This is a genomic window from Mesorhizobium sp. WSM4837 (genome assembly GCF_055811435.1).
In genome coordinates this window covers 16,853-43,134 of the sequence record NZ_JBVVQE010000037.1, presented here as the reverse complement: position 1 = coordinate 43,134, position 26,282 = coordinate 16,853, and the positions used below count along the sequence as shown (strand labels likewise).

The 26,282-nt window shown below is 62.1% G+C and carries 36 protein-coding genes; 34 read left to right on the top strand and 2 right to left on the bottom strand.

Annotated elements, in window-relative coordinates; translation table 11 throughout:
- The 33 genes from rplC to AC0L3D_RS21310 all read left to right on the top strand — a co-directional run bounded on the left by rplC (position 1) and on the right by AC0L3D_RS21310 (position 23,054).
- Positions 1-747 (top strand): 50S ribosomal protein L3, encoded by a 747-nt coding sequence (gene rplC, locus AC0L3D_RS21470; protein WP_091591200.1) that lies wholly within the window; start codon positions 1-3, stop codon positions 745-747.
- On the top strand, positions 747-1,367 hold the full coding sequence (gene rplD / locus AC0L3D_RS21465) for a 50S ribosomal protein L4 (protein ID WP_027154042.1): 621 nt from the start codon (positions 747-749) through the stop codon (positions 1,365-1,367). The genes rplC and rplD overlap by 1 nt, the downstream gene beginning before the upstream one ends.
- Entirely contained in the window at positions 1,364-1,657 is a 294-nt protein-coding gene (locus AC0L3D_RS21460; protein ID WP_010909275.1) for a 50S ribosomal protein L23, read from the top strand. The genes rplD and AC0L3D_RS21460 overlap by 4 nt, the downstream gene beginning before the upstream one ends.
- Before the next feature lie 23 nt (positions 1,658-1,680).
- Positions 1,681-2,514, top strand: coding sequence for a 50S ribosomal protein L2 (gene rplB, locus AC0L3D_RS21455; RefSeq protein ID WP_027154041.1), 834 nt, complete (start codon positions 1,681-1,683; stop codon positions 2,512-2,514).
- A 16-nt stretch (positions 2,515-2,530) separates the two neighbouring features.
- Positions 2,531-2,809: a 30S ribosomal protein S19 gene (gene rpsS, locus AC0L3D_RS21450; RefSeq protein ID WP_006205463.1), complete on the top strand. Its 279-nt coding sequence runs from the start codon at positions 2,531-2,533 to the stop codon at positions 2,807-2,809.
- A gap of 2 nt (positions 2,810-2,811) precedes the next feature.
- On the top strand, positions 2,812-3,201 hold the full coding sequence (gene rplV / locus AC0L3D_RS21445; RefSeq protein ID WP_023799292.1) for a 50S ribosomal protein L22: 390 nt from the start codon (positions 2,812-2,814) through the stop codon (positions 3,199-3,201).
- On the top strand, positions 3,201-3,926 hold the full coding sequence (gene rpsC, locus AC0L3D_RS21440; protein ID WP_091591196.1) for a 30S ribosomal protein S3: 726 nt from the start codon (positions 3,201-3,203) through the stop codon (positions 3,924-3,926). The genes rplV and rpsC overlap by 1 nt, the downstream gene beginning before the upstream one ends.
- Positions 3,927-3,953: 27 nt before the next feature.
- A complete protein-coding gene (gene rplP, locus AC0L3D_RS21435) occupies positions 3,954-4,367 on the top strand; it encodes a 50S ribosomal protein L16 (protein ID WP_023799290.1) in 414 nt (137 codons plus the stop codon).
- Between the two features lie 12 nt (positions 4,368-4,379).
- On the top strand, positions 4,380-4,580 hold the full coding sequence (gene rpmC, locus AC0L3D_RS21430) for a 50S ribosomal protein L29 (protein WP_023799289.1): 201 nt from the start codon (positions 4,380-4,382) through the stop codon (positions 4,578-4,580).
- Between the two features lie 11 nt (positions 4,581-4,591).
- Complete coding sequence (rpsQ, locus tag AC0L3D_RS21425) at positions 4,592-4,831, top strand: 30S ribosomal protein S17 (RefSeq protein ID WP_023799288.1); 240 nt, start codon at positions 4,592-4,594, stop codon at positions 4,829-4,831.
- 72 nt (positions 4,832-4,903) lie between these two features.
- Entirely contained in the window at positions 4,904-5,272 is a 369-nt protein-coding gene (rplN, locus tag AC0L3D_RS21420) for a 50S ribosomal protein L14 (protein ID WP_006205457.1), read from the top strand.
- Between the two features lie 12 nt (positions 5,273-5,284).
- Positions 5,285-5,599 carry a 50S ribosomal protein L24 gene (rplX, locus tag AC0L3D_RS21415; RefSeq protein ID WP_013531428.1) on the top strand — a complete coding sequence of 105 codons (315 nt, stop codon included), beginning with the start codon at positions 5,285-5,287 and terminating at the stop codon, positions 5,597-5,599.
- The gene (gene rplE, locus AC0L3D_RS21410) at positions 5,592-6,170 is read left to right on the top strand and encodes a 50S ribosomal protein L5 (protein ID WP_023799287.1); all 579 of its coding nucleotides are present in this window, start codon (positions 5,592-5,594) and stop codon (positions 6,168-6,170) included. The genes rplX and rplE overlap by 8 nt, the downstream gene beginning before the upstream one ends.
- A gap of 27 nt (positions 6,171-6,197) precedes the next feature.
- Entirely contained in the window at positions 6,198-6,503 is a 306-nt protein-coding gene (rpsN, locus tag AC0L3D_RS21405; protein ID WP_023799286.1) for a 30S ribosomal protein S14, read from the top strand.
- Positions 6,504-6,515: 12 nt separating this feature from the next.
- Positions 6,516-6,914: a 30S ribosomal protein S8 gene (gene rpsH / locus AC0L3D_RS21400; protein WP_006205453.1), complete on the top strand. Its 399-nt coding sequence runs from the start codon at positions 6,516-6,518 to the stop codon at positions 6,912-6,914.
- 110 nt (positions 6,915-7,024) lie between these two features.
- On the top strand, positions 7,025-7,558 hold the full coding sequence (gene rplF, locus AC0L3D_RS21395) for a 50S ribosomal protein L6 (RefSeq protein WP_023799285.1): 534 nt from the start codon (positions 7,025-7,027) through the stop codon (positions 7,556-7,558).
- Between the two features lie 192 nt (positions 7,559-7,750).
- A complete protein-coding gene (rplR, locus tag AC0L3D_RS21390) occupies positions 7,751-8,110 on the top strand; it encodes a 50S ribosomal protein L18 (protein WP_023799284.1) in 360 nt (119 codons plus the stop codon).
- Between the two features lie 156 nt (positions 8,111-8,266).
- Positions 8,267-8,830, top strand: a complete 564-nt coding sequence (gene rpsE / locus AC0L3D_RS21385) for a 30S ribosomal protein S5 (protein WP_006333394.1) — start codon at positions 8,267-8,269, stop codon at positions 8,828-8,830.
- Between the two features lie 25 nt (positions 8,831-8,855).
- The gene (gene rpmD / locus AC0L3D_RS21380; RefSeq protein ID WP_006205449.1) at positions 8,856-9,053 is read left to right on the top strand and encodes a 50S ribosomal protein L30; all 198 of its coding nucleotides are present in this window, start codon (positions 8,856-8,858) and stop codon (positions 9,051-9,053) included.
- Between the two features lie 22 nt (positions 9,054-9,075).
- Entirely contained in the window at positions 9,076-9,549 is a 474-nt protein-coding gene (gene rplO, locus AC0L3D_RS21375; protein WP_027154037.1) for a 50S ribosomal protein L15, read from the top strand.
- Positions 9,550-9,739: 190 nt separating this feature from the next.
- Entirely contained in the window at positions 9,740-11,080 is a 1,341-nt protein-coding gene (gene secY, locus AC0L3D_RS21370) for a preprotein translocase subunit SecY (RefSeq protein ID WP_023799282.1), read from the top strand.
- Entirely contained in the window at positions 11,077-11,697 is a 621-nt protein-coding gene (locus AC0L3D_RS21365; protein WP_287176086.1) for an adenylate kinase, read from the top strand. The genes secY and AC0L3D_RS21365 overlap by 4 nt, the downstream gene beginning before the upstream one ends.
- A 191-nt stretch (positions 11,698-11,888) precedes the next feature.
- Positions 11,889-12,257 carry a 30S ribosomal protein S13 gene (gene rpsM / locus AC0L3D_RS21360; protein ID WP_023799280.1) on the top strand — a complete coding sequence of 123 codons (369 nt, stop codon included), beginning with the start codon at positions 11,889-11,891 and terminating at the stop codon, positions 12,255-12,257.
- Positions 12,258-12,388: 131 nt separating this feature from the next.
- Positions 12,389-12,778, top strand: coding sequence for a 30S ribosomal protein S11 (gene rpsK / locus AC0L3D_RS21355; RefSeq protein ID WP_023799279.1), 390 nt, complete (start codon positions 12,389-12,391; stop codon positions 12,776-12,778).
- Positions 12,779-12,983: 205 nt separating this feature from the next.
- Complete coding sequence (locus tag AC0L3D_RS21350; RefSeq protein ID WP_023799278.1) at positions 12,984-13,994, top strand: DNA-directed RNA polymerase subunit alpha; 1,011 nt, start codon at positions 12,984-12,986, stop codon at positions 13,992-13,994.
- Between the two features lie 144 nt (positions 13,995-14,138).
- Positions 14,139-14,570, top strand: coding sequence for a 50S ribosomal protein L17 (gene rplQ, locus AC0L3D_RS21345; RefSeq protein WP_023799277.1), 432 nt, complete (start codon positions 14,139-14,141; stop codon positions 14,568-14,570).
- Between the two features lie 195 nt (positions 14,571-14,765).
- Positions 14,766-16,253 (top strand): DegQ family serine endoprotease, encoded by a 1,488-nt coding sequence (locus tag AC0L3D_RS21340; protein ID WP_473629265.1) that lies wholly within the window; start codon positions 14,766-14,768, stop codon positions 16,251-16,253.
- A gap of 51 nt (positions 16,254-16,304) precedes the next feature.
- Entirely contained in the window at positions 16,305-17,615 is a 1,311-nt protein-coding gene (locus AC0L3D_RS21335; protein ID WP_473629266.1) for a replication-associated recombination protein A, read from the top strand.
- Positions 17,616-17,682: 67 nt separating this feature from the next.
- Complete coding sequence (gene crcB, locus AC0L3D_RS21330) at positions 17,683-18,060, top strand: fluoride efflux transporter CrcB (RefSeq protein WP_029352249.1); 378 nt, start codon at positions 17,683-17,685, stop codon at positions 18,058-18,060.
- 133 nt (positions 18,061-18,193) lie between these two features.
- On the top strand, positions 18,194-19,174 hold the full coding sequence (locus AC0L3D_RS21325; RefSeq protein ID WP_091591186.1) for an RluA family pseudouridine synthase: 981 nt from the start codon (positions 18,194-18,196) through the stop codon (positions 19,172-19,174).
- 11 nt (positions 19,175-19,185) lie between these two features.
- A complete protein-coding gene (locus tag AC0L3D_RS21320) occupies positions 19,186-20,100 on the top strand; it encodes a DMT family transporter (protein ID WP_473629267.1) in 915 nt (304 codons plus the stop codon).
- A gap of 11 nt (positions 20,101-20,111) precedes the next feature.
- Complete coding sequence (locus AC0L3D_RS21315; RefSeq protein WP_473629268.1) at positions 20,112-20,903, top strand: ATP12 family chaperone protein; 792 nt, start codon at positions 20,112-20,114, stop codon at positions 20,901-20,903.
- Between the two features lie 261 nt (positions 20,904-21,164).
- Positions 21,165-23,054: an MFS transporter gene (locus AC0L3D_RS21310; protein WP_473629269.1), complete on the top strand. Its 1,890-nt coding sequence runs from the start codon at positions 21,165-21,167 to the stop codon at positions 23,052-23,054.
- 92 nt (positions 23,055-23,146) lie between these two features.
- Here the strand turns inward: AC0L3D_RS21310 and AC0L3D_RS21305 are convergent, their stop codons facing one another.
- On the bottom strand, positions 23,147-23,341 hold the full coding sequence (locus AC0L3D_RS21305; RefSeq protein WP_473629270.1) for a DUF2735 domain-containing protein: 195 nt from the start codon (positions 23,339-23,341) through the stop codon (positions 23,147-23,149).
- Positions 23,342-23,658: 317 nt separating this feature from the next.
- Here AC0L3D_RS21305 and AC0L3D_RS21300 point away from each other — a divergent pair, with 317 nt between their 5' ends.
- Positions 23,659-24,699, top strand: coding sequence for a glutamine synthetase beta-grasp domain-containing protein (locus tag AC0L3D_RS21300; RefSeq protein ID WP_473629271.1), 1,041 nt, complete (start codon positions 23,659-23,661; stop codon positions 24,697-24,699).
- A 168-nt stretch (positions 24,700-24,867) separates the two neighbouring features.
- Here the strand turns inward: AC0L3D_RS21300 and glnA are convergent, their stop codons facing one another.
- Positions 24,868-26,277, bottom strand: a complete 1,410-nt coding sequence (glnA, locus tag AC0L3D_RS21295; RefSeq protein WP_023799265.1) for a type I glutamate--ammonia ligase — start codon at positions 26,275-26,277, stop codon at positions 24,868-24,870.
- Positions 26,278-26,282 lie beyond the last annotated feature (5 nt).

Here is a 26,282-nt window from a genome sequence, read left to right as displayed (position 1 = left end):
ATGCGTTCAGGTGTGATTGCAAAGAAGGTGGGAATGACCCGCATCTACAACGATGCCGGGGAACATGTTCCCGTCACCGTTCTCCAGATGGAGAACTGCCAGGTCGTGGCGCAGCGCACGCAGGAGAAGAACGGCTATACCGCCGTCCAGCTCGGCGTTGGCCTTGCCAAGGTGAAGAACACGTCGAAGGCGATGCGCGGCCATTTCGCGACCGCTTCCGTCGAGCCGAAGGCCAAGGTTGCCGAGTTCCGCGTCTCCGCCGACAACATGATCGATGTCGGCGCCGAGATCACCGTCGATCATTTCGTCGTCGGCCAGAAGGTCGATGTGACGGGAACCACGATCGGCAAGGGTTTCCAGGGCGTCATCAAGCGGCACCACATGGGCGGCGGCCGCGCGACCCACGGCAACTCGGTCTCGCACCGTACGCACGGCTCGACCGGCCAGCGCCAGGACCCGGGCAAGGTGTTCAAGGGCAAGCATATGGCCGGCCACATGGGTGACACCCGCGTCACCACGCAGAATGTCGAGGTCGTCTCGACCGATGCCGATCGCGGTCTGATCCTGATCCGCGGCGCGGTTCCCGGTTCGAAGGGCGCCTGGATCCTGGTCCGTGACGCAGCCAAGGTTGCGCTGCCGGCCAATGCGCCGAAGCCCGCCGCAATCCGCGCCATTGCAACCAATGATGGCGCCAAGAACGATGCCCCGGCCACAGTAGATGCCCCGGCCACAGAGGGAGCGGAATAATGGACCTCAAGATCACAACGCTTGGCGGCAAGGACGCCGGCAAGGTGAAACTCTCCGAGGAGATTTTCGGCCTTGATCCGCGCGAGGACATCCTGCAGCGCGTCGTGCGCTGGCAGCTTGCCAAGAAGCAGCAGGGCACGCACAAGACCAAGGGTCGCGCCGAGATCGCCCGCACCGGCGCCAAGATGTACAAGCAGAAGGGGACGGGCCGCGCCCGTCACCATTCGGCACGCGCTCCGCAGTTCCGCGGCGGCGGCAAGGCCCACGGCCCGGTCGTCCGCAGCCACGAGCACGATTTGCCGAAGAAGGTGCGTGCGCTGGGCCTCAAGCATGCTCTCTCGGCCAAGGCCAAGAGCGCCTCGCTCATCATCATCGATGAGCTGATGCTGACCGAGGCCAAGACCAAGGCGCTGATCGCGAATTTCGCGACGCTGGGCCTGTCCAACGCCCTGCTGATCGGCGGTGCCGAGCTCGACAAGAATTTCAAGCTGGCGGCGACGAACATCCCGAACATCGACGTGCTGCCCATCCAGGGCATCAACGTCTACGACATTCTGCGCCGCGGCACGCTGGTCCTTTCGAAGGCCGCCGTCGAGGCTCTCGAGGAGCGCTTCAAATGACCGACCTTCGTCACTACGACGTGATCGTCTCGCCGGCGATCACCGAAAAGTCGACCATGGCTTCCGAGCAGAACCAGGTCGTCTTCAACGTCGCCAAGAAGGCGTCGAAGCCGGAAATCAAGGCTGCCGTCGAAGCGCTGTTCGGCGTCAAGGTGATGGCCGTGAACACGCTTGTCCGCAAGGGCAAGATCAAGCGCTTCCGCGGCACGATCGGCCGCCAGAGCGACGTCAAGAAGGCGATTGTGACGCTGGCCGACGGCCAGTCGATCGACGTCGCGACGGGTCTCTGAGCAAGACCGCGAGGACAACAGACATGGCACTGAAAAAATTCAACCCGATAACGCCGAGCACCCGCCAGCTGGTCATCGTCGACCGCTCGGGCCTCTACAAGGGCAAGCCCGTCAAGGGCCTGACCCAGGGCCTGACCAAATCGGGCGGCCGCAACAATTACGGCCGCATCACGGCCCGCTTCATCGGCGGCGGTCACAAGCGTACGTACCGCATCATCGACTTCAAGCGCCGCAAGTTCGACATTGTCGGCACGGTCGAGCGTATCGAATACGATCCGAACCGCAGCGCCTTCATCGCGCTGATCAAGTATGACGATGGCGAGCTGTCCTACATCATCGCTCCGCAGCGCCTTGCTGCCGGCGACAAGATCGTGGCCGGCGAAGCGGTCGACGTGAAGCCGGGCAATGCGATGCCGCTGGCCTCGATGCCGGTCGGCACGATCGTCCACAACATCGAGCTGAAGCCGGGCAAGGGCGCCCAGGTTGCCCGTTCGGCTGGCGGTTATGCCCAGCTCGTCGGCCGTGACCAGGGCATGGCGATCCTGCGCCTCAACTCCGGCGAGCAGCGTGTCGTCCACGGCTCGTGCATGGCCACTGTCGGCGCCGTGTCCAACCCGGACCACGGCAACATCAATGACGGCAAGGCAGGCCGCACGGTGTGGCGGGGAAAACGTCCGCACAACCGCGGCGTGACCATGAACCCGGTCGACCATCCGCACGGCGGCGGCGAAGGCCGCACCTCGGGTGGCCGCCATCCGGTTTCGCCTTGGGGCAAGCCGACCAAGGGCAAGAAGACGCGGTCCAATAAGGCGACCGACAAGTTCATCCTGCGCTCGCGCCATCAGCGCAAGAGCTAAGAAGAGGTAACGCCAAGTGACTCGTTCGATTTGGAAAGGCCCCTTCATCGACGGCTACCTTCTCAAGAAGGTGGACAAGGTTCGTGAAGGTGGTCGCAATGAGGTGATCAAGATGTGGAGCCGTCGCTCCACCATCCTGCCGCAGTTCGTCGGCTTCACCTTCGGTGTCTACAACGGCCAGAAGCACGTTCCCGTTTCGGTGAACGAGGACATGGTCGGCCACAAGTTCGGTGAATTCGCTCCGACCCGGACCTATTACGGTCACGGCGCGGATAAGAAGGCGAAGAGGAAATAATCATGGGCAAGGCCAAAGCTCCGCGCAGGCTTGCTGACAACGAAGCGCGCGCCGTGTTGCGCACGATCCGTATCAGCCCGCAGAAGCTGAACCTGGTTGCCGCGCTGATCCGCGGCAAGAAGGTCGCGACAGCGCTCTCCGATCTCGAATTCTCGGCCAAGCGGATTTCCGGCACGGTCAAGAAGACGCTGGAATCGGCGATCGCCAACGCGGAAAACAACCACGACCTCGACGTCGATGCGCTGATCGTGGCGGAAGCCTATGTCGGCAAGTCGATCGTCATGAAGCGGTTCCATGCCCGTGGCCGTGGCCGCGCCAGCCGTATCGAGAAGCCGTTCTCGCACCTCACGATCGTCGTTCGTGAAGTCGAAGAAAAAGTGGAGGCCGCATAATGGGCCAGAAAATCAATCCGATCGGTCTGCGTCTCGGCATCAACCGCACCTGGGATTCGCGCTGGTTCGCCAACACCGGCGAGTACGGCAAGCTGCTGCACGAGGACATCAAGATCCGCAACTATCTTGAGAAGGAACTCAAGCAGGCTGCGATTTCGAAGGTCGTGATCGAGCGTCCGCACAAGAAGTGCCGCGTCACCATCCATGCGGCGCGTCCGGGCCTGATCATCGGCAAGAAGGGCGCCGACATCGAGAAGCTTCGCAGGAAGCTGATGGAGATGACGAAGTCCGAGACGCATTTGAACATCGTCGAAGTGCGTAAGCCCGAGATCGACGCGACGTTGGTCGCCCAGTCGATCGCCCAGCAGCTCGAGCGCCGTATCGCGTTCCGCCGCGCCATGAAGCGCGCCGTGCAGTCGGCGATGCGCCTTGGTGCCGAAGGCATCCGCATCAACTGCGCCGGCCGTCTCGGCGGCGCCGAGATCGCGCGCATGGAATGGTATCGCGAAGGTCGCGTGCCGCTGCATACGCTGCGCGCCGATGTCGACTACGGCACGGCCGAAGCACACACCGCCTACGGCATCTGCGGTGTCAAGGTCTGGGTGTTCAAGGGCGAAATCCTCGAGCACGACCCGATGGCTTCGGAGCGGCGCGCCACCGAGGGCGATCATGCGCATGGCGGTGGTGGTGAGCGCGAACGCGGTCGCCGTCGCGAAAACGCCTGAGACAGTTGAGAATTTGGAGTTAGAACGATGCTGCAGCCAAAGCGCACAAAGTTCCGCAAGCAGTTCAAGGGTCGTATCCATGGTGCCGCCAAGGGTGGCACCAATCTGGATTTCGGCGGTTTCGGGCTGAAGGCGCTTGAGCCGAACCGCGTCACCGCGCGTGAGATCGAGGCGGCCCGCCGCGCGATTACCCGCGAGATGAAGCGCGCCGGCCGCGTCTGGATCCGTATCTTCCCGGACGTGCCGGTGACGTCGAAGCCGACCGAAGTCCGCATGGGCAAGGGTAAGGGCGCGGTCGATTATTGGGCGGCGCGCGTCAAGCCTGGTCGCATCATGTTCGAGATCGACGGCGTCAATGAGGAAACCGCCCGTGAGGCGCTGCGTCTCGGCGCGGCCAAGCTCTCGGTCAGGACGCGCTTCGTACAGCGCATCGCAGAATAGGACGGGCTGATCATGAAAGCCGAAGACATCCGGACCAAGACCCAGGACCAGCTGACCGACGAATTGGCCAGCCTGAAGAAGGAGCAGTTCAACCTGCGCTTCCAGAAGGCCACCGGCCAGCTCGAGAAGACCGCGCGCGTGAGGCAGGTCCGCAAGGACATTGCGCGTATCAAGACCATCGCTGCGGAAAAATCCGCGGCTAAGAAGGCTTAAGGACGAAAACCATGCCAAAGCGCATTCTGCAGGGCACCGTCGTCAGCGACAAAAACGAGAAGACGGTTGTCGTCAAGGTCGAACGGCGCTTCACGCATCCCGTGATGAAGAAGACCGTGCGCATGACCAAGAAGTACAAGGCGCACGACGAGAACAACGCCCACAAGGTCGGCGATCAGGTGTTCATCCAGGAATCGAAGCCGATTTCCAAGGACAAGCGCTGGACCGTCGTGTCTTCGGACCAGGCGTAAAACAACGAATTTTGGACAGACCGGGGAGGGGCTTTGCGCCCGTCCCGCTAGAAGAGAAGAAGGCGGCCAGTCATGATTCAGATGCAAACAAACCTCGACGTCGCGGATAATTCCGGCGCCCGTCGTGTCATGTGCATCAAGGTGCTGGGCGGCTCGAAGCGGAAATACGCTTCCGTGGGCGACATCATCGTGGTGTCGATCAAGGAAGCCATCCCGCGCGGCCGCGTCAAGAAGGGCGATGTGATGAAGGCGGTCGTGGTTCGCACGGCCAAGGACATCCGCCGCCCGGACGGCAGCGTGATCCGTTTCGACAAGAACGCGGCCGTTCTCGTCGACAACAAGAAAGAGCCGATCGGCACGCGTATCTTCGGACCGGTTCCGCGCGAACTCCGCGCCAAGAACCACATGAAGATCATCTCGCTCGCGCCTGAAGTGCTGTAAGGAGCCGGACCAATGCAGAAGATTAGAAAAGGCGACAAGGTCGTCGTGCTGGCCGGCAAGGACAAGGGCCGTTCGGGCGAAGTCCTCTCGGTACAGCCGAAGGAAGACACCGCGCTGGTGCGCGGCGTCAACATGATCCGTCGTCACCAGAAGCAGTCCCAGTCCCAAGAGGGCGGGATCATCACCAAGGAAGCGCCGATCCAGCTGTCGAACATCGCGCTGGCCGACCCCAAGGATGGCAAGCCGACCCGTGTCGGCTTTATCTTCCAGAAGGACGGCAAGAAGGTGCGCGTCGCCAAGCGCTCGGGAGAAGTCATCAATGGCTAAGGCTCAAACCAAGCAGGCGACTGCCCAGAACACGCCGCGCCTCAAGCAGGTCTACAACGAGACCATCCGCAAGGCGCTGCAGGAGCAGTTCGGCTACGAGAACGAGATGCAGGTTCCGCGCATCGACAAGATCGTGCTGAACATGGGCGTCGGCGAGGCGACCGGCGACTCGAAGAAGCCTTCGATCGCAGCGGAAGATCTGGCGCTGATCGCCGGCCAGAAGGCCGTCGTCACCCATGCGCGCAACTCGATCGCCGGCTTCAAGGTCCGCGAAAAGATGCCGATCGGCGCCAAGGTCACGCTGCGCAAGGAACGCATGTACGAGTTCCTCGACCGCCTCGTGAACATCGCGCTGCCGCGCGTCCGCGACTTCCGCGGGCTCAATCCGAAGAGCTTCGATGGCCGTGGCAACTATGCCATGGGCATCAAGGAACACATCGTGTTCCCGGAGATCAACTACGACAAGGTTGATCAGATCTGGGGCATGGACGTCATCGTTTGTACGACTGCGAAGACGGACGACGAAGCCAGGGCATTGCTCAAGGCCTTCAACTTCCCCTTCCGCCAGTAACGGCAGCGAGAAAAGGAAAAATCTGAAATGGCAAAGACCAGCTCAGTCGAGAAGAACAACAGGCGCCGCAAGCTTGTGGACCAGTACGCTGCCAAGCGTAAGGTCCTCAAGGCGATCATCATGGATCAGTCCAAGCCGATGGAAGAGCGCTTCCGCGCTCAGCTGAAGCTTGCGGCACTGCCGCGCAACTCGGCCAAGATCCGCATCCGCAACCGCTGCGAAGTCACCGGGCGTCCGCGTGCCTATTATCGCAAGCTCAAAGTATCGCGCATCGCGCTTCGTGATCTCGGCAATAACGGCCAGATCCCGGGCCTGGTCAAGTCGAGCTGGTAAGGAGGACATAACATGTCATTGAGCGATCCTCTCGGCGATATGCTGACCCGCATCCGCAACGCCTATGGCCGCAAGAAGTCGAGCGTTTCGACGCCGGCCTCGCGCCTGCGCACCCGCGTCCTCGACGTGCTGAAGGCGGAAGGCTATATCCGCGACTACAGCCAGACCGACTTCGACAACGGCAAGTCCGAAATCGAGATCGAGCTGAAGTATTTCGACGGTGCGCCGGTGGTGCGCGAAATCGCCCGCGTCTCGAAGCCGGGCCGTCGCGTTTACGTTTCGGCGAAGTCGATCCCGCACGTCGCCAACGGCCTCGGCATCGCCATCCTTTCGACGCCGAAGGGCGTGATGGCCGACCACGAAGCGCGTGAACAGAATGTCGGCGGGGAAATCCTCTGCCAGATCTTCTGATCTGGAGCGCGATCCCGAACCGAACCACGCAGTGAACGTGGAACCCGGATTCGGACAAGATCACGCTCGAAACAGAGACCTGAAACAAGAGAAGTGACGAGGACAACAAAATGTCTCGTATTGGAAAGAAACCCGTTTCGCTGCCGCAGGGCGTGACCGCGACCGTCGACGGCCAGACCGTCACGGCGAAGGGCCCCAAGGGTGAGCTGAAGTTCGTGGTCAACGACGAAGTGCTGGTCAAGATGGAAGGCAGCGAGATCGCTGTCCAGCCACGCGACCAGACCAAGACCGCCCGTTCCAAATGGGGCATGTCGCGCACGCAGATCGTCAACATCCTGCAGGGCGTCAAGGACGGTTTCGAAAAGAAGCTCGAGATCACCGGCGTTGGCTATCGCGCCGCCATGCAGGGCAAGAACCTGCAGCTGGCGCTCGGCTTCAGCCATGACGTCGTCTACGAAACGCCGCAGGACATCACCATCACCGTGCCGAAGCCGACGGAAATCACCGTGACCGGCATCGACAAGCAGAAGGTCGGTCAGGTCGCTGCCGAGATCCGCGAATATCGCGGTCCTGAGCCGTACAAGGGCAAGGGCGTTCGTTACGCTGGCGAGAAGATCGTCCGCAAGGAAGGCAAGAAGAAGTAATTTCGTCAATGGTGGATGGTGAATGGTAAAATGGCAGTAGGATGGGCAGGAGCCGGACGGCACCTGGTTTCTACCTTTCACCATTTTTCCATTCACCATTCACTGCAAATCAACGCCGCGGGGAGCGGTCGCGGGAGGCTTGTCCTACCGCACAGGGTTGCCCCCGTTTTTTGAAGGCAAGGAACTGATATCATGGGCTCGAAAGACTCCACCCAACGCCGCGCTCAGCGCGTCCGCCGCCAGATCAAGAAGGTCGCTGGCGAGCGTCCGCGTCTGTCGGTCCACCGCACGTCGAAGAACATCTACGTCCAGGTCATCGACGACGCCAAGGGCCACACCATCGCTGCCGCCTCGACGCTGGAGAAGGACCTCAAGGGTTCGCTCAAGACCGGTGCCGACACTGCCGCCGCTGTGGCAATCGGCAAGCTGATTGCCGAGCGCGCTTCGAAGGCCGGCGTCAAGGAAGTCGTCTTCGACCGCGGACCGTACATCTATCACGGCCGCGTCAAGGCGCTGGCCGAGGCCGCCCGTGAAGGTGGCTTGAGCTTCTAAAGCATGATCCTGAACCGGAGGTCAGCGCAGCAATAAGTTGCAGACTTTTCGGATAAGATCATGCGAAGGGAAAAATGATTTTCGCTCCCGGCAACCCACAGAGGGAACCGGATATCATCTTCAACCGTGCTTCCGGAAAAAAACAAGGAACAGGATATGGCACAGGAACGTAGGGATGGCGGCCGCGGCCGTGATCGCGAAGAGCGCGACGACGGCATGGTGGACAAGCTCGTCCACATCAACCGCGTCGCCAAGGTCGTCAAGGGCGGCCGGCGCTTCGGCTTTGCAGCACTCGTCGTCGTTGGCGACCAGAAGGGCCGCGTCGGCTTCGGTCATGGCAAGGCGCGCGAAGTGCCGGAGGCGATCCGCAAGGCGACCGAATCGGCCAAGCGCGACATGATCTTCGTGCCGCTGCGCTCGGGCCGTACGCTGCATCACGACGTCGAAGGACGCTGGGGCGCCGGACGCGTTCTGCTGCGCGCTGCCAAGCAGGGTACCGGCATCATCGCCGGCGGCCCGATGCGCGCCGTCTTCGAGACGCTCGGCATGCATGACGTGGTCGCCAAGTCGATGGGTTCGTCGAACCCCTACAACATGGTTCGCGCCACCTTCGACGCGCTGAAGAGCCAGATGCATCCCAAGGATGTGGCTGCCGCGCGCGGCATCAAGTATTCGACCCTTCAGGCCCGCCGCGGCACCGCCGTTGCGGCCGAAGAATAGTCGACGCTGACCAGGGATATTGACCATGGCCAAGAAAGCAACCAAGACCATCACCGTCGAGCAGATCGGTTCGCCGATCCGCCGGCCGAAGGAGCAGCGCGCGACGCTGGTCGGCCTCGGCCTCAACAAGATGCACAAGCAGCGCACGCTGGAGGACACCCCCTCCGTGCGCGGCATGATCGCTGCCGTCCAGCATCTCGTCCGCGTCGTGGACGAGGGCTGAACCAGAGCGCAGGAGAACTCAGATGAAACTCAACGATCTGCGTGACAAGGACGGCGCGACGCATTCCAGGAAGCGTCTCGGCCGCGGCATCGGCTCCGGCTCGGGCAAGACCGCCGGTCGCGGCGTCAAGGGCCAGAAGGCGCGCTCCGGCGTCGCCGTCAACGGCTTCGAGGGTGGCCAGATGCCGCTCTACCGGCGCTTGCCGAAGCGTGGCTTCAACAACATCTTCGCCAAGAGCTTTGCCGTCGTGTCGCTGGCCCGCATCCAGGCTGCGCTCGATGCCAAGAAGCTCGACGCCAAGACGACCGTGACCGCCGAAGCGCTGGTCGCGGCCGGCGTCATCCGCCGCGTCAAGGACGGCGTGCGCATCCTCTCCGACGGCGAGATCAAGTCGAAGCTTGCCTTCGACGTGGCCGGCGCCTCCAAGGCTGCCATCGAGAAGATCGAAAAGGCCGGCGGTTCGGTGAAGCTGCCGGAAAAGGCAGCAGCCGAGTAACGGCGAGTTGAAGCGCGATCGGCAGAGCGGGACACGTTTCGCTTTTGATTGCGCTTTGATCCGATCAATATGGCGGCCGCGTCAACGCGGCCGCTTGCATGTTTGCAGTCCGGAGCTTATCTCGTGAGCTTCGGTGACACGCGCCGCCTGAGTTGCGGGCCATCGAGCGTGACCAAGCGGAGAATCAGGCATGGCTTCGGCTGCTGAACAACTAGCCTCGAATCTGAATTTCTCGGCCTTCGCCAAGGCGGAGGATCTGAAGAAGCGCATCTGGTTCACCGTTGGCGCGCTGCTCGTCTACCGCCTCGGCACCTATATCCCGCTGCCCGGCATCAATCCCGACGCTTTCGCCCAGGCCTTCTCGTCGCAGAGCAAGGGCGTGCTTGGCATGTTCAACATGTTCGCCGGTGGCGCCGTCGAGCGCATGGCGATCTTTGCCCTCGGCATCATGCCCTATATCTCCGCTTCCATCATCATGCAGCTGATGACCTCCGTCATCCCGTCACTGGAGTCGCTGAAGAAGGAAGGCGAGCAGGGCCGCAAGGTCATCAACCAGTATACCCGCTACGGCACCGTGCTTTTGGCGCTGGTCCAGGCCTACGGCATTGCGGTCGGCCTGGAAGGCGGCAGCGGCATCGTCAGCGATCCCGGCATGTTCTTCCGCATCTCGACCGTCATCACGCTGGTCGGCGGCACCATGTTCCTGATGTGGCTCGGCGAGCAGATCACCGCCCGCGGCATCGGCAACGGCATTTCGCTGATCATCTTTGCCGGCATCGTCGCTGGCCTGCCGCAAGCCATCTCCGGTACGCTGGAACTTGGCCGTACCGGCGCGCTGTCGACCGGCCTGATCCTGGCGATCATCGTTCTTGCCGTCGTCGTCATCGCGCTGATCGTGTTCTTCGAGCGCGCCCAGCGGCGCTTGCTGATCCAGTATCCCAAGCGCCAGGTCGGCAACCGCATGTTCCAGGGCGACACCTCGCACCTGCCGCTCAAGCTCAACACGGCCGGCGTCATTCCGCCGATCTTCGCCTCTTCGCTGCTGTTGCTGCCGGCGACGGTCGCCGGCTTCTCGCAGACGACCAACATGCCAGCCTGGGCCAGCACCGTCCTGGCGGCACTTGGTCATGGCCAGCCGCTCTACATGGCGTTTTATGCGGCGATGATCGTGTTTTTCGCCTTCTTCTATACGGCGATCGTCTTCAACCCGAAGGACACCGCCGACCAGCTCAAGAAGCATTCGGGTTTCATTCCGGGCTACCGTCCGGGCGAGCGCACCGCCGATTACATCGATTATGTCCTTACCCGCATAACTGTCGTCGGCGCCATCTATCTGGTGCTGGTGTGTCTGCTGCCCGAGTTCCTGATTTCAGCGACTGGCGTACCATTCTACCTCGGTGGCACATCGCTTCTGATCGTGGTCAGTGTAACGCTCGACACGGTGGCGCAAATTCAGGGTCACCTGATCGCGCACCAGTATGAGGGCCTGATCAAGAAGTCGAAGTTGCGCGGGGGGAAGAAAGCCAGATGAGGTTGATATTGCTTGGGCCGCCAGGGGCGGGCAAGGGGACACAAGCACAAAGACTGGTAGAAAAATACGGCATTCCCCAACTCTCGACGGGCGATATGCTGCGCGCTGCTGTCCAGGCCGGCACCGAAGTCGGCAAAAGGGCCAAGGCGGTGATGGACGCTGGCGAACTGGTTTCCGACGCCATTGTCAACGCTATCGTCGCCGAGCGTATCGATCAGGCCGATTGCGCAAGGGGATTCATCCTTGACGGATATCCGCGAACCCTGGTGCAAGCGGACGCGGTTGAATCGATGCTCTCGGCTCGCCGCCTCACTCTCGACGCCGTCATCGAACTTGTCGTCGACGACAAGGCGCTGGTTGGCCGAATCGGCAAGCGCGCCGAAGAGGCCAAGGCCGCGGGTCTGCCGGTACGGAAGGACGACAATCCGGCGGTGTTCGAAGAGCGCCTGAAGGAGTACTACAAGAAGACGTCGCCGCTGATCGGCTATTACTATGCCAAGGGCAAGCTGAGAGGTGTCGACGGCATGGCCGACATCGATGCGGTGACGCGGCAGATCGAAGCGGTGCTCACGGCTGCGACCCCAGCGGCGGCGCAACGGTCTGCGAACGGAAAATAAACGATTGCGCTTGACTGGAGCGGTTCGCTGGGGTATGGCGGCCCGTCTTCCTATCAGGCATGAGGCTTGCTTGCCCGCAAGGGCAAGGCAGCCGCTTTGAACTGGAAACTCCCGCATGGGCCGGCCTCCACCGGACGCGGGGCAACTTTGACAGCGCCGGCTTGTCCGGCCCACATGGAGAAGAGAAGAACATGGCTCGTATAGCCGGCGTCAACATTCCGACCAACAAGCGCGTCGTCATTGCGCTTCAGTACATTCACGGCATTGGCAAGAGCTTCGCCCAGGAGATCGTTGACAAGGTCGGCATCCCGGCCGAGCGCCGCGTCAACCAGCTGACCGACGCGGAAGTGCTGCAGATCCGCGAGACGATCGACCGTGACTACCAGGTCGAGGGCGATCTGCGCCGCGAAGTGTCGATGAACATCAAGCGGCTCATGGACCTCGGCTGCTATCGCGGCCTGCGTCATCGCCGCTCGCTGCCGGTTCGCGGCCAGCGCACGCATACCAATGCGCGCACCCGCAAGGGTCCGGCCAAGTCGATCGCCGGCAAGAAGAAGTAATTTAGGGCAGTACGGGAGTAGGGCAGTAAGGCAATAGGATCGGCAGACATACTGCCGTACTCCCCTACTGCCTTCTCCCTGGTGGAGCCGCTGGCATTACGGCGGTGTAGAGATCAACTGAAAGGACCATCATGGCCAAGGAAGCCACACGTGTTCGCCGTCGCGAACGCAAGAATATCTCGTCGGGCGTTGCCCACGTCAACTCGACCTTCAACAACACGATGATCACCATCACCGACGCGCAGGGCAATTCGATTGCCTGGTCGTCGGCGGGAGCCCAGGGCTTCAAGGGATCTCGCAAGTCGACCCCGTTCGCTGCCCAGATGGCTGCCGAGGACGTTGCCAAGAAGGCCCAGGAACACGGCATGCGCATGCTTGAGGTCGAGGTCTGCGGACCGGGCTCGGGTCGTGAATCGGCGCTGCGCGCATTGCAGGCAGCCGGCTTCACCATCACCTCGATCCGTGATGTGACGCCGATCCCGCACAATGGCTGCCGCCCGCGCAAGAAGCGCCGCGTCTAAGATTGTCGCCCAAGCATTGCCTCGGGCCTGAACCGAGAGCGCAGCGGTTTGGGGCAACGACAGGCGTAAGAACAGAGACCTGAAGCGCTACGCGCTTTAGGGAAAAAATTACCGAACGCCGCGCGAACGCCAGGAGCGTTCCTCCACGGCATTCCAGGTCGCCCGCCACGATTGGATGGTGGCGGGTCAACGGAAGGAAAGCATCATGATCCAGAAAAATTGGCAGGAACTGATCAAGCCGAACAAGATCGAGTTCTCTTCGAAGAAGAAGACGCTGACCACGCTGGTCGCCGAGCCGCTCGAGCGCGGCTTTGGCCTGACCCTCGGCAACGCGCTGCGTCGCGTGCTTCTGTCTTCGCTGCGTGGCGCGGCGGTGACCGCCGTGCAGATCGACGGCGTTCTGCATGAATTCTCGTCCATCGCCGGCGTGCGCGAGGACGTGACCGATATCGTCTTGAATATCAAGGAAATCGCCATCCGCATGGAAGGCGACGGCCCCAAGCGCATGGTCGTGCGCAAGCAGGGACCGGGCGCTGTTCTGGCCGGCGACATCCAGACGGTCGGCGACGTCGAGATCCTCAATCCCGACCACGTCATCTGCACGCTGGACGAGGGCGCAGAAATCCGCATGGAGTTCACCGTCGATACCGGCAAGGGCTACGTTCCGGCCGACCGCAATCGCGCCGAAGACGCGCCGATCGGCCTCATCCCGGTCGACAGCCTCTACTCGCCGGTCAAGAAGGTCTCCTACAAGGTCGAGAACACCCGCGAGGGCCAGGTTCTCGACTACGACAAGCTGACCATGACGATCGACACCGACGGTTCGATCTCGGGCGAGGACGCGGTGGCTTTCGCCGCCCGCATCCTGCAGGACCAGCTTGGCCTGTTCGTCAATTTCGACGAGCCGCAGAAGGAAGTCGCCGCCGAGCAGGTGACCGAGCTTGCCTTCAACCCGGCGCTGCTCAAGAAGGTCGACGAACTCGAGCTTTCGGTGCGTTCGGCCAACTGCCTGAAGAACGACAACATCGTCTATATCGGCGACTTGATCCAGAAGACCGAAGCCGAGATGCTGCGCACCCCGAACTTCGGCCGCAAGTCGCTGAACGAGATCAAGGAAGTCCTGGCGGCGATGGGCCTGCACCTCGGCATGGAAGTGCCGGATTGGCCGCCGGAAAACATCGAAGACCTCGCCAAGCGTTACGAAGATCAATACTGACCGGTGAATTGAGAATGGTGAAATGGTGAATGGTCGTCGGTCGGCGACTTCGGAGAGGTAGAGCCCTTCCATTCACCATTCACTATTGACCATTCACAAAACGAAACAGCCGGGCCAACCGCCCACAACACCAGGAGAAGAGCCATGCGCCACGGATTTAAAGGCCGCCGGTTCGCCCGCAGCATAAGCCACCGCAAGTCGATGTTTGCCAATCTTGCCGTGTCGCTCATCGAGCATGAGCAGATCCTCACCACCTTGCCGAAGGCGAAGGATCTGCGTCCGATCGTCGAGAAGCTGGTGACGCTCGGCAAGCGCGGCGACCTGCATGCCCGCCGCCAGGTGATTGCCCAGATCGGCAATGAAGGCGTCGTCAAGCGCCTGTTCGACACGATCGCGCCGCGCTACGCCACCCGCAACGGCGGCTATCTGCGCATCATGAAGGCGGGCTTCCGCCACGGCGACAATGCCGCCATGGCGGTCATCGAGTTCGTCGATCGCGACACCTCGGCCAAGGGCGCCGGCGACCGTGCCCGCATCGAGGCAGAAGGCACCGACGAGGAAGCCGCAGCCGCATAAGCTTCGGTTTTCCCTCAAAGAGTTCAAAAGGGCCTGCGGGCCCTTTTGTGCATTCTGGCAGCGGTAGGGAGCATTGCGGGGACTGTCTTGACTTAAGCCCATGTCTTTTCCTCGAGAATAATTCGATTACATCGACTTAGCCTTTCATTTTGCACAATCGTCGGGACAATGGCGCCCGACCCCGGAGGATTCGGAATGCGCGTAAAACGGCTGTCCCTTGTTCTGCTCTGCGCCTTGATGGCGGCGGCAGTCGCGCCGGCCGCCAGGCAGGCGCTGGCTCAGGACACCAAGGCCAATCCCGGTCTGTCCGACGTGCTGACCGACATGTTGCGCGGCGCCGAAGGCGAAAATGCCACCTCCGGTCCAGACAAGCGCGTGCCGTTCGGCCGCGAGGAGATGCAACTGTCGTTTGCGCCGCTGGTCAAGCAGACGGCGCCGGCCGTGGTCAATGTCTATGCCTCGCAAACGGCCAGGCTGAGGTCGCCCTTCGACGGCGATCCGTTCTTCGAAGAGTTCTTCGGCCGTTCGCAGCCGCGTGCGCAGTCTTCGCTCGGCTCCGGCGTGCTGGTCGACCCGACAGGCATAGTGGTCACCAATTTCCACGTCATCAAGGACGCCGACCAGGTCAAGGTCGCCACCGCGGACGGGCGTGAATTCGACAGCAAGGTGCTGCTCAAGGACGAGACGCTTGACCTCGCCGTGCTCAAGATCTCCGCCGACAAGCCATTTCCGGTCGTCGCCATCGGCGATTCCGACGCTCTCGAGGTCGGCGACCTGTTGTTGGCCATCGGCAACCCCTTCGGTGTCGGCCAGACCACCACCAGCGGCATCGTTTCGGCACTTGCCCGCAGCCACATCGGCGTTTCCGATTCCAGTTTCTTCATCCAGACCGACGCTGCGATCAATCCCGGCAATTCCGGCGGTGCGCTGATCAACATGGGTGGCCAATTGGTCGGCATCAACACGGCGATCTACAGCCGCAGCGGTGGCTCGATCGGCATCGGCTTTGCTATTCCCTCCAATATGGTTCGCGCGTTTGCCGATGCGGCCAAGGCCGGGCGCGACTTCTTCGAGCGGCCCTATATCGGCGCCGAATTCGAGCGCGTGACGCCGCAAATCGCCGAATCGCTCGGTCTCGAGACGCCGACCGGGGCACTGGTTTCGTCCATCGACGAAGCCGGGCCGGCGGCCAAGGCGGGGCTCAAGGCCGGTGACGTCGTGCTGTCGCTCAATGGCACGCCGGTCGAGAGCATCGAGGCGCTGGATTACCGGATGGCGACGCTGTCGATCGGCACCAATGCCAGCTTCGCCGTTCTGAGCAAAGGCCAGCAAGCGGCGATGGACATCGCGCTGGAGCGTGCGCCGGAAGGTGCGAAACTCGCGGAAGTGACGCTGCGCGGTCGCAGCCCGTTCTCCGGTGCCAAGGTTGCGGAACTGTCGCCGCGGCTCGCCCAGCGGCTCGGCATTCGCACGGACGTCAAGGGTGTTACGGTGATCGACATCAATCGCGGTTCGCCCGCAGCCGGTTTCGGCTTCCAGCCGGGCGACATCGTTCGCGAGGTCAACGGCTTGACCATCGATACCGCGGCGACTCTGGAGCAGGCAGCCATGCAGGAGACGCGCTGGTGGCGCTTTACCGTCGAGCGCGGCGGGCAGATACTGCGCCAGGTGTTGCGTTACTGAGCCCGAGCGTCGATCCTTCGGACGAGATCGCGCTCCAACGAAAAGACGTGCATGGCCGATCTGTTCAGTGTCGATGAACCGGAAAAGGCGCCGCCCGGCAGGCCGCTGGCCGACCGGCTGCGCCCGCAGAACCTCAGCGAGGTCGTCGGCCAGGAGCATCTGACCGGACCCGACGGCGCGCTGACGCGGCTGATCGGCTCCGGCTCGCTCGGCTCGATGATCTTCTGGGGGCCGCCCGGGACGGGCAAGACCACGGTCGCGCGGCTGCTTGCCGGCGAAACCAGCCTTGCGTTCCAACAGATATCGGCGGTGTTTTCCGGAGTCGCCGACCTGAAGAAAGTGTTCGAGGCGGCGAGGCTGCGCCGCACCAACGGCCGTCAGACGCTGCTCTTCGTCGACGAGATCCATCGCTTCAACCGCGCCCAGCAGGACAGTTTTCTGCCTGTCATGGAAGACGGCACCGTCGTGTTGGTTGGCGCCACCACCGAAAACCCCTCATTCGAACTGAATGCCGCGCTTCTATCCCGCGCCCGCGTGCTGGTCTTCCATTCGCTCGGTGAGGACAGCATCGCAAAACTGCTGGCCCGTGCCGAGGAGACCGAGGGCAGGGCGCTGCCGCTCGACGACGAGGCGAGGGCGATGCTCGTCCGCATGAGCGATGGCGATGGTCGTGCGGCGCTGACGCTGGCAGAAGAGGTCTGGCGCGCCGCCAAGTCAGGCGAGGTGTTCGGCGCCGAGGGCCTGCAGCGCATCGTCCAGCGCCGCGCGCCGATCTACGACAAGGGCCAGGACGGCCATTACAATCTGATCTCGGCGTTGCACAAATCGGTGCGCGGCTCCGACCCCGACGCCGCCCTCTATTATCTCGCCCGCATGTTCGACGCCGGCGAGGATCCGCTCTATCTCGGCCGCCGCCTGGTGCGCATGGCGATGGAGGATATCGGGCTGGCAGACCCGCAGGCGCTGGTCGTCGCCAATGCCGCCAAGGATGCCTACGACTATCTGGGCTCGCCAGAGGGCGAACTCGCCTTCGCCGAGGCCACGGTCTATCTCGCCAGCGCGCCCAAATCCAACGCCGTCTACACCGCCTTCAAGGCCGCCACACAGGCGGCTAAGGAGTTCGGCTCATTGCTGCCGCCCAAACACATCCTCAACGCGCCGACCAAGCTAATGAAGGAAGAAGATTACGGCGCCGGCTACCGTTACGACCATGACGAGCCGGACGCTTTTTCCGGACAGGATTATTTTCCGGAAAAGATGGGCCGCCATAAATTCTATGATCCGCCGGAGCGCGGTTTCGAGCGTGATATCAGGAAGCGGCTCGACTATTGGGCGAAGCTGCGCGGCGAGCGGAAAAAGTAGGCTCGCGCTACTTTCCCGCTCAGGGGCAGGGATTGACCGAGCCACCCTGTAAGGGCAGTAAACGGCGATGATCAATCTCCTCCTCGTTGCCGCGGGCGGCGCTATTGGTGCCGGGCTCCGGCACGTCGCCAACTTCGTCGCATTGCGTCTTGTCGGCCCGAGTTTTCCCTGGGGCACGATGGCGATCAACATTGTCGGCTCCTTTGCCATGGGCCTGTTCATCACGACCCTGGCGCGGCGCTACGGCGGATCGAACGAGCTTCGGCTGTTCGTCGCCACCGGCATCCTCGGCGGCTTCACCACGTTCTCCGCCTTTTCGCTCGATTTCGCGACGCTGTGGGAGCGCGGCGCGACGCTGCCGGCGTTCGGATACGCCCTTGCCAGCCTCATTGGCGCGATCATTGCCCTGTTTCTGGGTCTTTGGCTCGCAAGAAGCCTGCCTTAATGCTATTGCCCCCGCTTGCAGCGCCGCGTGCCCCTCAGGGCGCGCCAAGGACGCTGCAGCTTTTTGATTTGCGCATGACCCTTTCCGAAGAGCGATTTCAGGTCATGCGCTGGAAACGGGTAAAAACGAGACAATGGCAGGCGTAGAACAGATCACGGTGGAGGCCGGCGAGGCGGGCATGCGGCTCGACCGCTGGTTCAAGACCCATTTTCCGGGCCTTGGCTTCGGCCATCTGCAAAAGTTGCTGCGCTCCGGCCAGATCCGCGTCGATGGCGGCAGGGTTAAGGCCGATACCCGCGTCGAGCCGGGCCAGACGGTTCGCATCCCACCGCTCGAAGTGGACAAGAAGGGCGAGAGCCCGCTCACCGGTCACTCGATCCGCAACCAGGGCGACGCCGACGTTCTGGCCAAGATGCTGATCCATGAAGATCCGAAAGTGTTTGTCTTCAACAAGCCGGCCGGCCTCGCCGTCCAGGGTGGCTCAGGCGTCACCCGCAATGTCGACGACATGCTGGAAGCCTGGCGCAGCCAGAAGGGCGAGAAACCGCGTCTGGTGCACCGGCTCGACCGCGACACGTCAGGCGTGCTGGTCGTCGCCCGCACCAGGCTCGCCGCCATGAAGCTTGCCGAGGCGTTCCGGGCGCGTGAGACCAAGAAGACCTATTGGGCGCTGGTCAAGGGCGTGCCGCCGAAGCGCGAGGACAAGATCTCGACTTGGCTGATCAAGGAACCGACGCCCGACGGCGACCGCGTGCGCGTCGCCAAGCATGGCGAAAAGGGCGCCGACCACGCGGTGTCTTATTACCGGATCGTCGAGCAGGCGGCGCAGACCCTGTCCTGGCTGGAGATGGAGCCTTATACCGGCCGCACCCACCAGCTTCGCGTCCATGCCGCTCACATCGGCTGCCCGATCATCGGCGATCCCAAATATTTCGAGGCCGACACCAATTGGGATTTTCCCGGCGGCATGCAGAACCGCTTGCATCTGCACGCGCGCCGCATCGTCATCCCGCATCCCGACAAGGGTTTTATCGACGTCACCGCACCGATGCCGCCGCATATGCGCCAGAGCTGGAACCTGATCGGCTTCGACGACGCCAGCGCGGAGGACTAGGTCCAGTGGGCATGGCCACCGATACGCTCGACCGCCGCGACAGGGTCGACATGGCCGCCGCCGCCATCATGGTCGGACTGACCTTTTCCTGGGGGCTGAACTACGTCGCCGCCAAGATCTCCTATGCCGGCTACGATCCCGTTTTCCTGTCGATCGCGCGGTCGGTCATCGGCGGGCTGTGCGTTCTCGTCTGGTGCCGCTGGCGCGGCATTGCGCTTTTTACCCGCGACGGAACCCTTGTCGCCGGCATTCTGGCAGGCGCGCTTTTTGGTCTCGAGTTCCTGTTTCTCTATGTCGGGCTCGAACAGACGACCGTCGCGCGCAACACCTTGCTGGTCAACACCATGCCGTTCTGGGTGCTGGTCGGCGGGCATTTCCTGCTGAACGAACGCATCACCGCGCGCCGGCTCGTCGGCCTTCTGCTCGCTTTCGCCGGCCTGGTCGCGGTGTTCTCCGACCAGTTGAGCGCCGGTAACGGTGCGACCCTGATTGGTGATCTGCTCAGTCTCGGCGCCGGCATTTTGTGGGCCTTGACCTACATCGTCATCAAGCGGACGAAATTGGCGGAAACGAGCGCCGAGAAGTTGCTGCTCTACCAACTGGCCGGCGCTGCGATGGTCGGCGCCTTGGTGCTGCCATTCGCCGGGCCGCCCGTCCGCGACTTCGCCGCTTTGCCGACCTTGGCCTTGCTTTTCCAGGCGGTCTACATCGTCGCCTTCACCTATGTGCTCTGGTTCTGGCTGCTGCGGCGCTATCCGGCATCGGGCCTGTCGAGCTTCACCTTTCTTTCGCCGGTGTTCGGCGTTCTGTGCGGCGCCATCTTCTTGAACGAGCCGCTGACCATCCGTATTTTCCTGGCACTCGGCCTCATCGCAGCCGGTCTGATCATTGTGAATCGGCCGGCCCGAAAACAGATCCCCGGATGAAAGGCTCCGGCATGCGCGATATTCTCAACGACCTCGAAGCGGGAAAGCAGCTTTCCGATCCGGATCCGGTACGCCGTGCCCAGATCCAGATGAAGACGCATCTGCCGAAACGCTTCTACCAAACCGTCTCGGTCGCACCGGCCGAAGCTGGTTTTGCGGTTCATCTCGATGGCAAGCCGGTCCGCACGCCGGGCAAAGCGCTTCTGATCCTGCCGACCGAAAAAGCCGCCGCTCTGGTCGCCGGCGAGTTCGCTGCGCAAGGCGAGACGATCGACCCGATGACGATGCCGGTCATGCGTCTGGTCAACACGGCCATCGACGGCGTTGCCAGCGACCCGCAGGCGGTTTTGGAAGACATCCTGCGCTTTGCCTCGTCAGACCTGCTCTGCTATCGCGCCGGCGCCCCCCAACGGCTCGTCGATCGGCAGAACGAATATTGGGATCCCGTCATCGATTGGGCGCGGAGCGCGCTCGGCGCCCGGTTTCACCTCGCCGAAGGGGTGATCCATGTCGAGCAGCCGCGCGAGAGCATCGCGGTGCTCGGCGTTCATCTTGCCCAGCGTGCCGACGCGCTCCGGCTTGCCGCCATCCACGTCATGACGTCGCTGACGGGATCGGCACTGCTGGCGCTGGCCGTCGATTTCGGCGAGATCGACGGCGAGGCAGCCTGGGCCGCCGGCCATGTCGACGAGGACTGGCAGGCCGAGCACTGGGGCCATGACGCGGAAGCCGTCGCCCGCCGTGCCCACCGCAAGCGCGACATGATGGCCGCCGTCGGTCTCCTCGAGGCGCTCAAGGGCTGACGGCAATCGCCCCCCCTCAATTCGTTTCGTCTTGCCCATCAGAGCGACGCGCGTCCAGTCGGGCGCACTATGCATCGTGCTTTCCGAACATCGATTCCGATGTTCGGGCCGATGCATTGGACCAAAGTCATAATCCCAAAGACGGGCTGCCTCTGGGCGGCGCTTTCTGTCACTTCTCGCGGCGATGGCTGCCCGAGTTCGTGTCCAGAGGCGACACCGCGCAGCATCAAGCACAGCGAGATGTCACGGGAGGACGAATTCATGGCAATGGCAGCGACCGCCGGCAGAGCAAGCCGCGGAATGACGCGGGAAGAGAAGAAGGTCATCTTCGCTTCCTCGCTCGGCACCGTTTTCGAATGGTACGATTTCTATCTCTACGGCGCATTGGCGGCGGCGATCGGCTCGACATTCTTCAACTCGTATCCGGAAGCGACGCGCAACATCTTTACGCTGCTGGTTTTCGCCGCTGGCTTCCTCGTGCGCCCGTTCGGCGCGCTGGTGTTTGGCCGCATCGGTGATCTCGTAGGTCGCAAATACACCTTTCTCGTCACCATCATGATCATGGGCCTGTCGACTTTCCTGGTCGGCCTGCTGCCTGGTTCGGCAAGCTGGGGCATTGCAGCACCCATTATCCTGATTGCGCTGCGCATGCTGCAGGGCCTGGCGCTCGGCGGTGAATATGGCGGTGCGGCGACCTATGTGGCCGAGCATGCGCCAGACGACCGCCGCGGCTTCTACACATCGTGGATCCAGACGACGGCGACACTTGGCCTGTTCCTGTCGCTGGTCGTCATCCTTATCGTGCAAAATTCGCTGAGCAAGGAGGATTTCGAGGCCTGGGGCTGGCGCGTTCCATTCCTGCTCTCAGCCATTCTGCTCGGCATATCGGTCTGGATTCGCCTGTCGCTTGCTGAATCGCCGACCTTCCAGCGCATGAAGGATGAGGGCAAGGGCTCCAAGGCGCCGCTTACAGAAGCCTTCGGACAGTGGAAGAATGCCAAGATCGCCATTTTGGCGCTTTTCGGCCTTACTGCCGGCCAGGCCGTGGTTTGGTACAACGGCCAATTCTACGCGCTGTTTTTCCTGCAGAACGTGCTCAAGGTCGACGGCCAGTCGGTCAACATCATGATCGCCATCGCGCTGGCGCTCGGCACGATCTTCTTCGTCGTGTTCGGCTGGCTCTCCGACAAGATCGGCCGCAAGCCGATCATCATGGCTGGCCTGGCGCTGGCGATCGTCACCACCTTCCCGCTGTTCAAGGCGCTGACCTGGGCAGCCAACCCGGCGCTCGCCACCGCGCAGCAAAACACCCGTGCCACGATCACCGCTGCGCCTGGCGACTGCAAGTTCCAGTTCAATCCGACCGGAACGCGCAAGCCTCTGACGTCGTGCGATATTGCGACGGATTTCCTTGCCAAGAGCTCGGTGCCCTATGACATCGTCACCACGGCGGCGCCGGGGACCGCGGCCAGTGTCAAGATCGGCACCGCAACGGTGGCGTCCTATGACGCCGTGGCAGCCGCAGACAAGGCAACTTCAAGCGATGCCGCGTTCAAGAAGGCAATCAACATTGCCTTGCGGGACGGCGGCTATCCGTTGAAGCGTGGTGCGGCCAAGGTCGCAGACCAGAAGCTTGAAGCCTTCGTCGCGGCCAATCCGGAGCTGAAGCTCGACGCCGCCGCAATCCGCGCCGGCGACAAGACGACGGTTGCGGCCGACAAGGCGATCAAGGACAAGCTGCTGACGGCCGTTGAGGCCGCGGCGGGAGCGCCCGAGATCACGGTCTACAGCGTCCCGGCGGCAGGCGCCTTTGCGATGTTTGCCGACCCTGAACAGGTCAGCTGGGCAAAGGTCATCGGCGTCCTGTTCATCCTGGTCATTTACGTGACCATGGTCTACGGACCGATCGCCGCGATCCTGGTCGAAATGTTCCCGACCCGCATCCGCTATACCGGCATGTCGTTGCCCTATCACATCGGCAATGGCTGGTTCGGCGGCCTGCTGCCGGCGACGGTGTTCGCGCTCAGCGCCTACAGCGGCGATATCTATTACGGCCTCTGGTATCCGGTGGTGATCGCGGCGATGTCGCTGATCATCGGTACGATCTTTGTTAGGGATACGCTGGGAACGGACTTGCACGCCAAGACCTGATCCTCGCCTGACAGCAAAAATGAAAAGCCCGGCGCGAGTGATCGCGCCGGGCTTTGCTTTGCAATTCGTCAAAAGCGATGCGGAGGAATGGTTTAGCTCTTCCGGTCCTGTTTTTCTTCCTCGATGGCCGCTTCGTGATACCAGCCGTTTCCGAAATCCGTACGGTTGCGCAATGAAGCAAGTTCTGCCGCGAACTTAGCCTTTCCGCTTAAATTTGAGGCAGAAGCGCGCGCTGCCACCGGGAACATCAGGATTTTGGCCGACTGACGGGTAGGAGTGATTTCCATTGTCGGTCTCCCTTCTTCTGCAGAGCCTTGCCGATTCAATCTTTCCCGAAGATAGGGTCTGCAATCCGGTTAGGCAATATGATTATAAAAAGATCAGTATCTGCCTGTTATTTATGCAGAACATGCTTGTGATTGATCCGGACGCATTGCGATTACGCGGCAGCGGATTTGTCGGGATGCGGCGTCAGTTTTGTCGCATCCTTGGCCGGTGAAAATGGCACACGAATTGCTTTCTGATAATCCGGCAGGTCGGCTGCAGGGTGGCTGGCATGCCGGCGCCGTCCAAGGTTCGGTGATCAAAGCAACGAGAGGCTAGAATGACGAAATACAAGCTCGAGTACATTTGGCTCGATGGATACACCCCGGTTCCCAACCTTCGTGGAAAGACGCAGATCAAGGAATATGCCGAATTCCCGACGCTCGACCAGCTTCCGTTGTGGGGCTTCGACGGTTCCTCGACCATGCAGGCCGAAGGCCACTCGTCCGACTGCGTGCTGAAGCCGGTCGCCATCTATCCCGACCCCGCGCGCAGCAATGGCGTGCTCGTCATGTGCGAAGTCATGATGCCGGACGGCGTGACGCCGCATGCATCCAACAAGCGCGCCACCATCCTCGACGACGAGGGCGCCTGGTTCGGCTTCGAGCAGGAGTATTTCTTCTACAAGGATGGCCGCCCGCTCGGCTTCCCCGAGAGCGGCTACCCCGCGCCGCAAGGCCCGTACTACACCGGCGTCGGCTACAGCAACGTCGGCAGCGTCGCCAGGCAGATCGTCGAGGAGCATCTCAACCTCTGCCTTGCCGCCGGCATCAACCATGAAGGCATCAACGCCGAGGTGGCCAAGGGCCAATGGGAGTTCCAAATCTTCGGCAAGGGCTCGAAAAAGGCCGCCGACCAGATGTGGATGGCCCGCTACCTGATGCAGCGCCTCACCGAGAAATACGGCATCGATATCGAATACCACTGCAAGCCGCTCGGCGACACCGACTGGAATGGTTCCGGCATGCACGCCAACTTCTCGACCGCTTATATGCGCGAAGTCGGCGGCAAGGACTATTTCGAGGCGCTGATGGCCGCCTTCGACAAGAACCTGATGGATCACATCGCCGTCTACGGGCCGGACAACGACAAGCGTCTGACCGGCAAGCATGAGACCGCGCCATGGAACAGGTTCAGCTATGGCATCGCCGACCGCGGCGCCTCGATCCGCGTGCCGCATTCCTTCATCAACAATGGCTACAAGGGCTATCTCGAGGATCGCCGCCCGAACTCGCAGGGCGACCCCTACCAGATCGCTTCGCAGATCCTGAAGACGATCGCCTCCGTCCCGACCAGCGCCGAGGTTTCGGCTGCCGCTTGAGCACGCGTCACGGCGCGGAACTGAGTGTCTGCGCCGTGACTGCTCTCCGTCGCGTCGGCCTTTTGTCAGGGCGACAACACCAACTGCTGGATTGAGTGTTCGCCATCCCAAACAAAAACCCCGCCGGATCGCTCCGGCGGGGTTTTGTTTGTCGCTTAGCTCGTCCGCTCAGACCGAGTAATACATGTCATACTCGACCGGGTGCGGGGTCATTTCGAAGCGCATCACTTCGGCCATCTTGAGCTCGATGTAGCTGTCGATCTGGTCGTCGTCGAAGACGCCGCCGGCCTTCAGGAAGCCGCGGTCCTTGTCGAGGCTCTGCAGCGCTTCGCGCAGCGAACCACAGACGGTCGGGATCTTCTTCAGTTCCTTAGGCGGCAGGTCGTAGAGATCCTTGTCCATCGGCTGTCCCGGGTGGATCTTGTTCTTGATGCCGTCGAGCCCGGCCATCAACATGGCGGCAAAGGCGAGGTAGGGGTTGGCGCCCGGATCGGGGAAGCGGACCTCGACGCGCTTGGACTTCGGCGACGAGCCGAATGGAATGCGGCAGGAGGCAGAGCGGTTGCGGGCCGAATAGGCGAGCAGCACCGGCGCTTCATAGCCCGGCACCAGGCGCTTGTAGGAGTTGGTTAGCGGGTTGGTGAAGGCATTGATGGCCTTGGCATGCTTGATGATGCCGCCGATGTAGAACAGGCAGCTCTCCGAGAGGCCGGCATATTCATTGCCGGCGAAGGTCGGCTTGCCGCCCTTCCAGATCGACTGGTGGACGTGCATGCCCGAGCCGTTGTCGCCGAAGACCGGCTTCGGCATGAAGGTGGCCGTCTTGCCGTAGGCGTTGGCGACCTGGTGCACGACATACTTGTAGATCAGCATCTTGTCGGCGTTGCGGACCAGCGTGTCGAACTTGATGCCGAGCTCGTGCTGGGCAGCGGCCACTTCGTGGTGGTGCTTTTCGACACGCACGCCCATTTCGGCGAGCACGGTCAGCATTTCGGAGCGCATGTCCTGCGCCGAGTCGATCGGCGGCACCGGGAAATAGCCGCCCTTGATGCGCGGGCGGTGGCCCAGATTGCCGGTCTCGTAGTCAGTGTCGTCGTTGGACGGCAATTCGGTGGAGTCGAGCTTGAAGCCGGTGTTGTACGGATCGGCCTTGTACTTGACGTCGTCGAACACGAAGAACTCGGCTTCCGGGCCGACGAAGATCTGATCGCCGATGCCTTCCGCCTTCATATAGGCTTCAGCTTTCTTGGCGGTGCCGCGCGGGTCGCGGTTGTAGGATTCTCCGGAGATCGGATCGAGGATATCGCACAGGATGACCATGGTAGACTGCGCGAAGAACGGGTCCATATGCACCGTCTCGGTGTCGGGCATCAGCACCATGTCGGACTCGTTGATCGCCTTCCAGCCGGCGATGGAGGACCCGTCGAACATAACGCCGTCGGCAAACATGTCTTCCTCGACCTCAACGACATCCATCGTCACGTGCTGCAGCTTGCCCTTCGGATCTGTGAAGCGCAGGTCAACGAATTTCACGTCGTTGTCCTTGATCTGCTTCATGATGTCTTTGGCTGTCGTCATGTCAT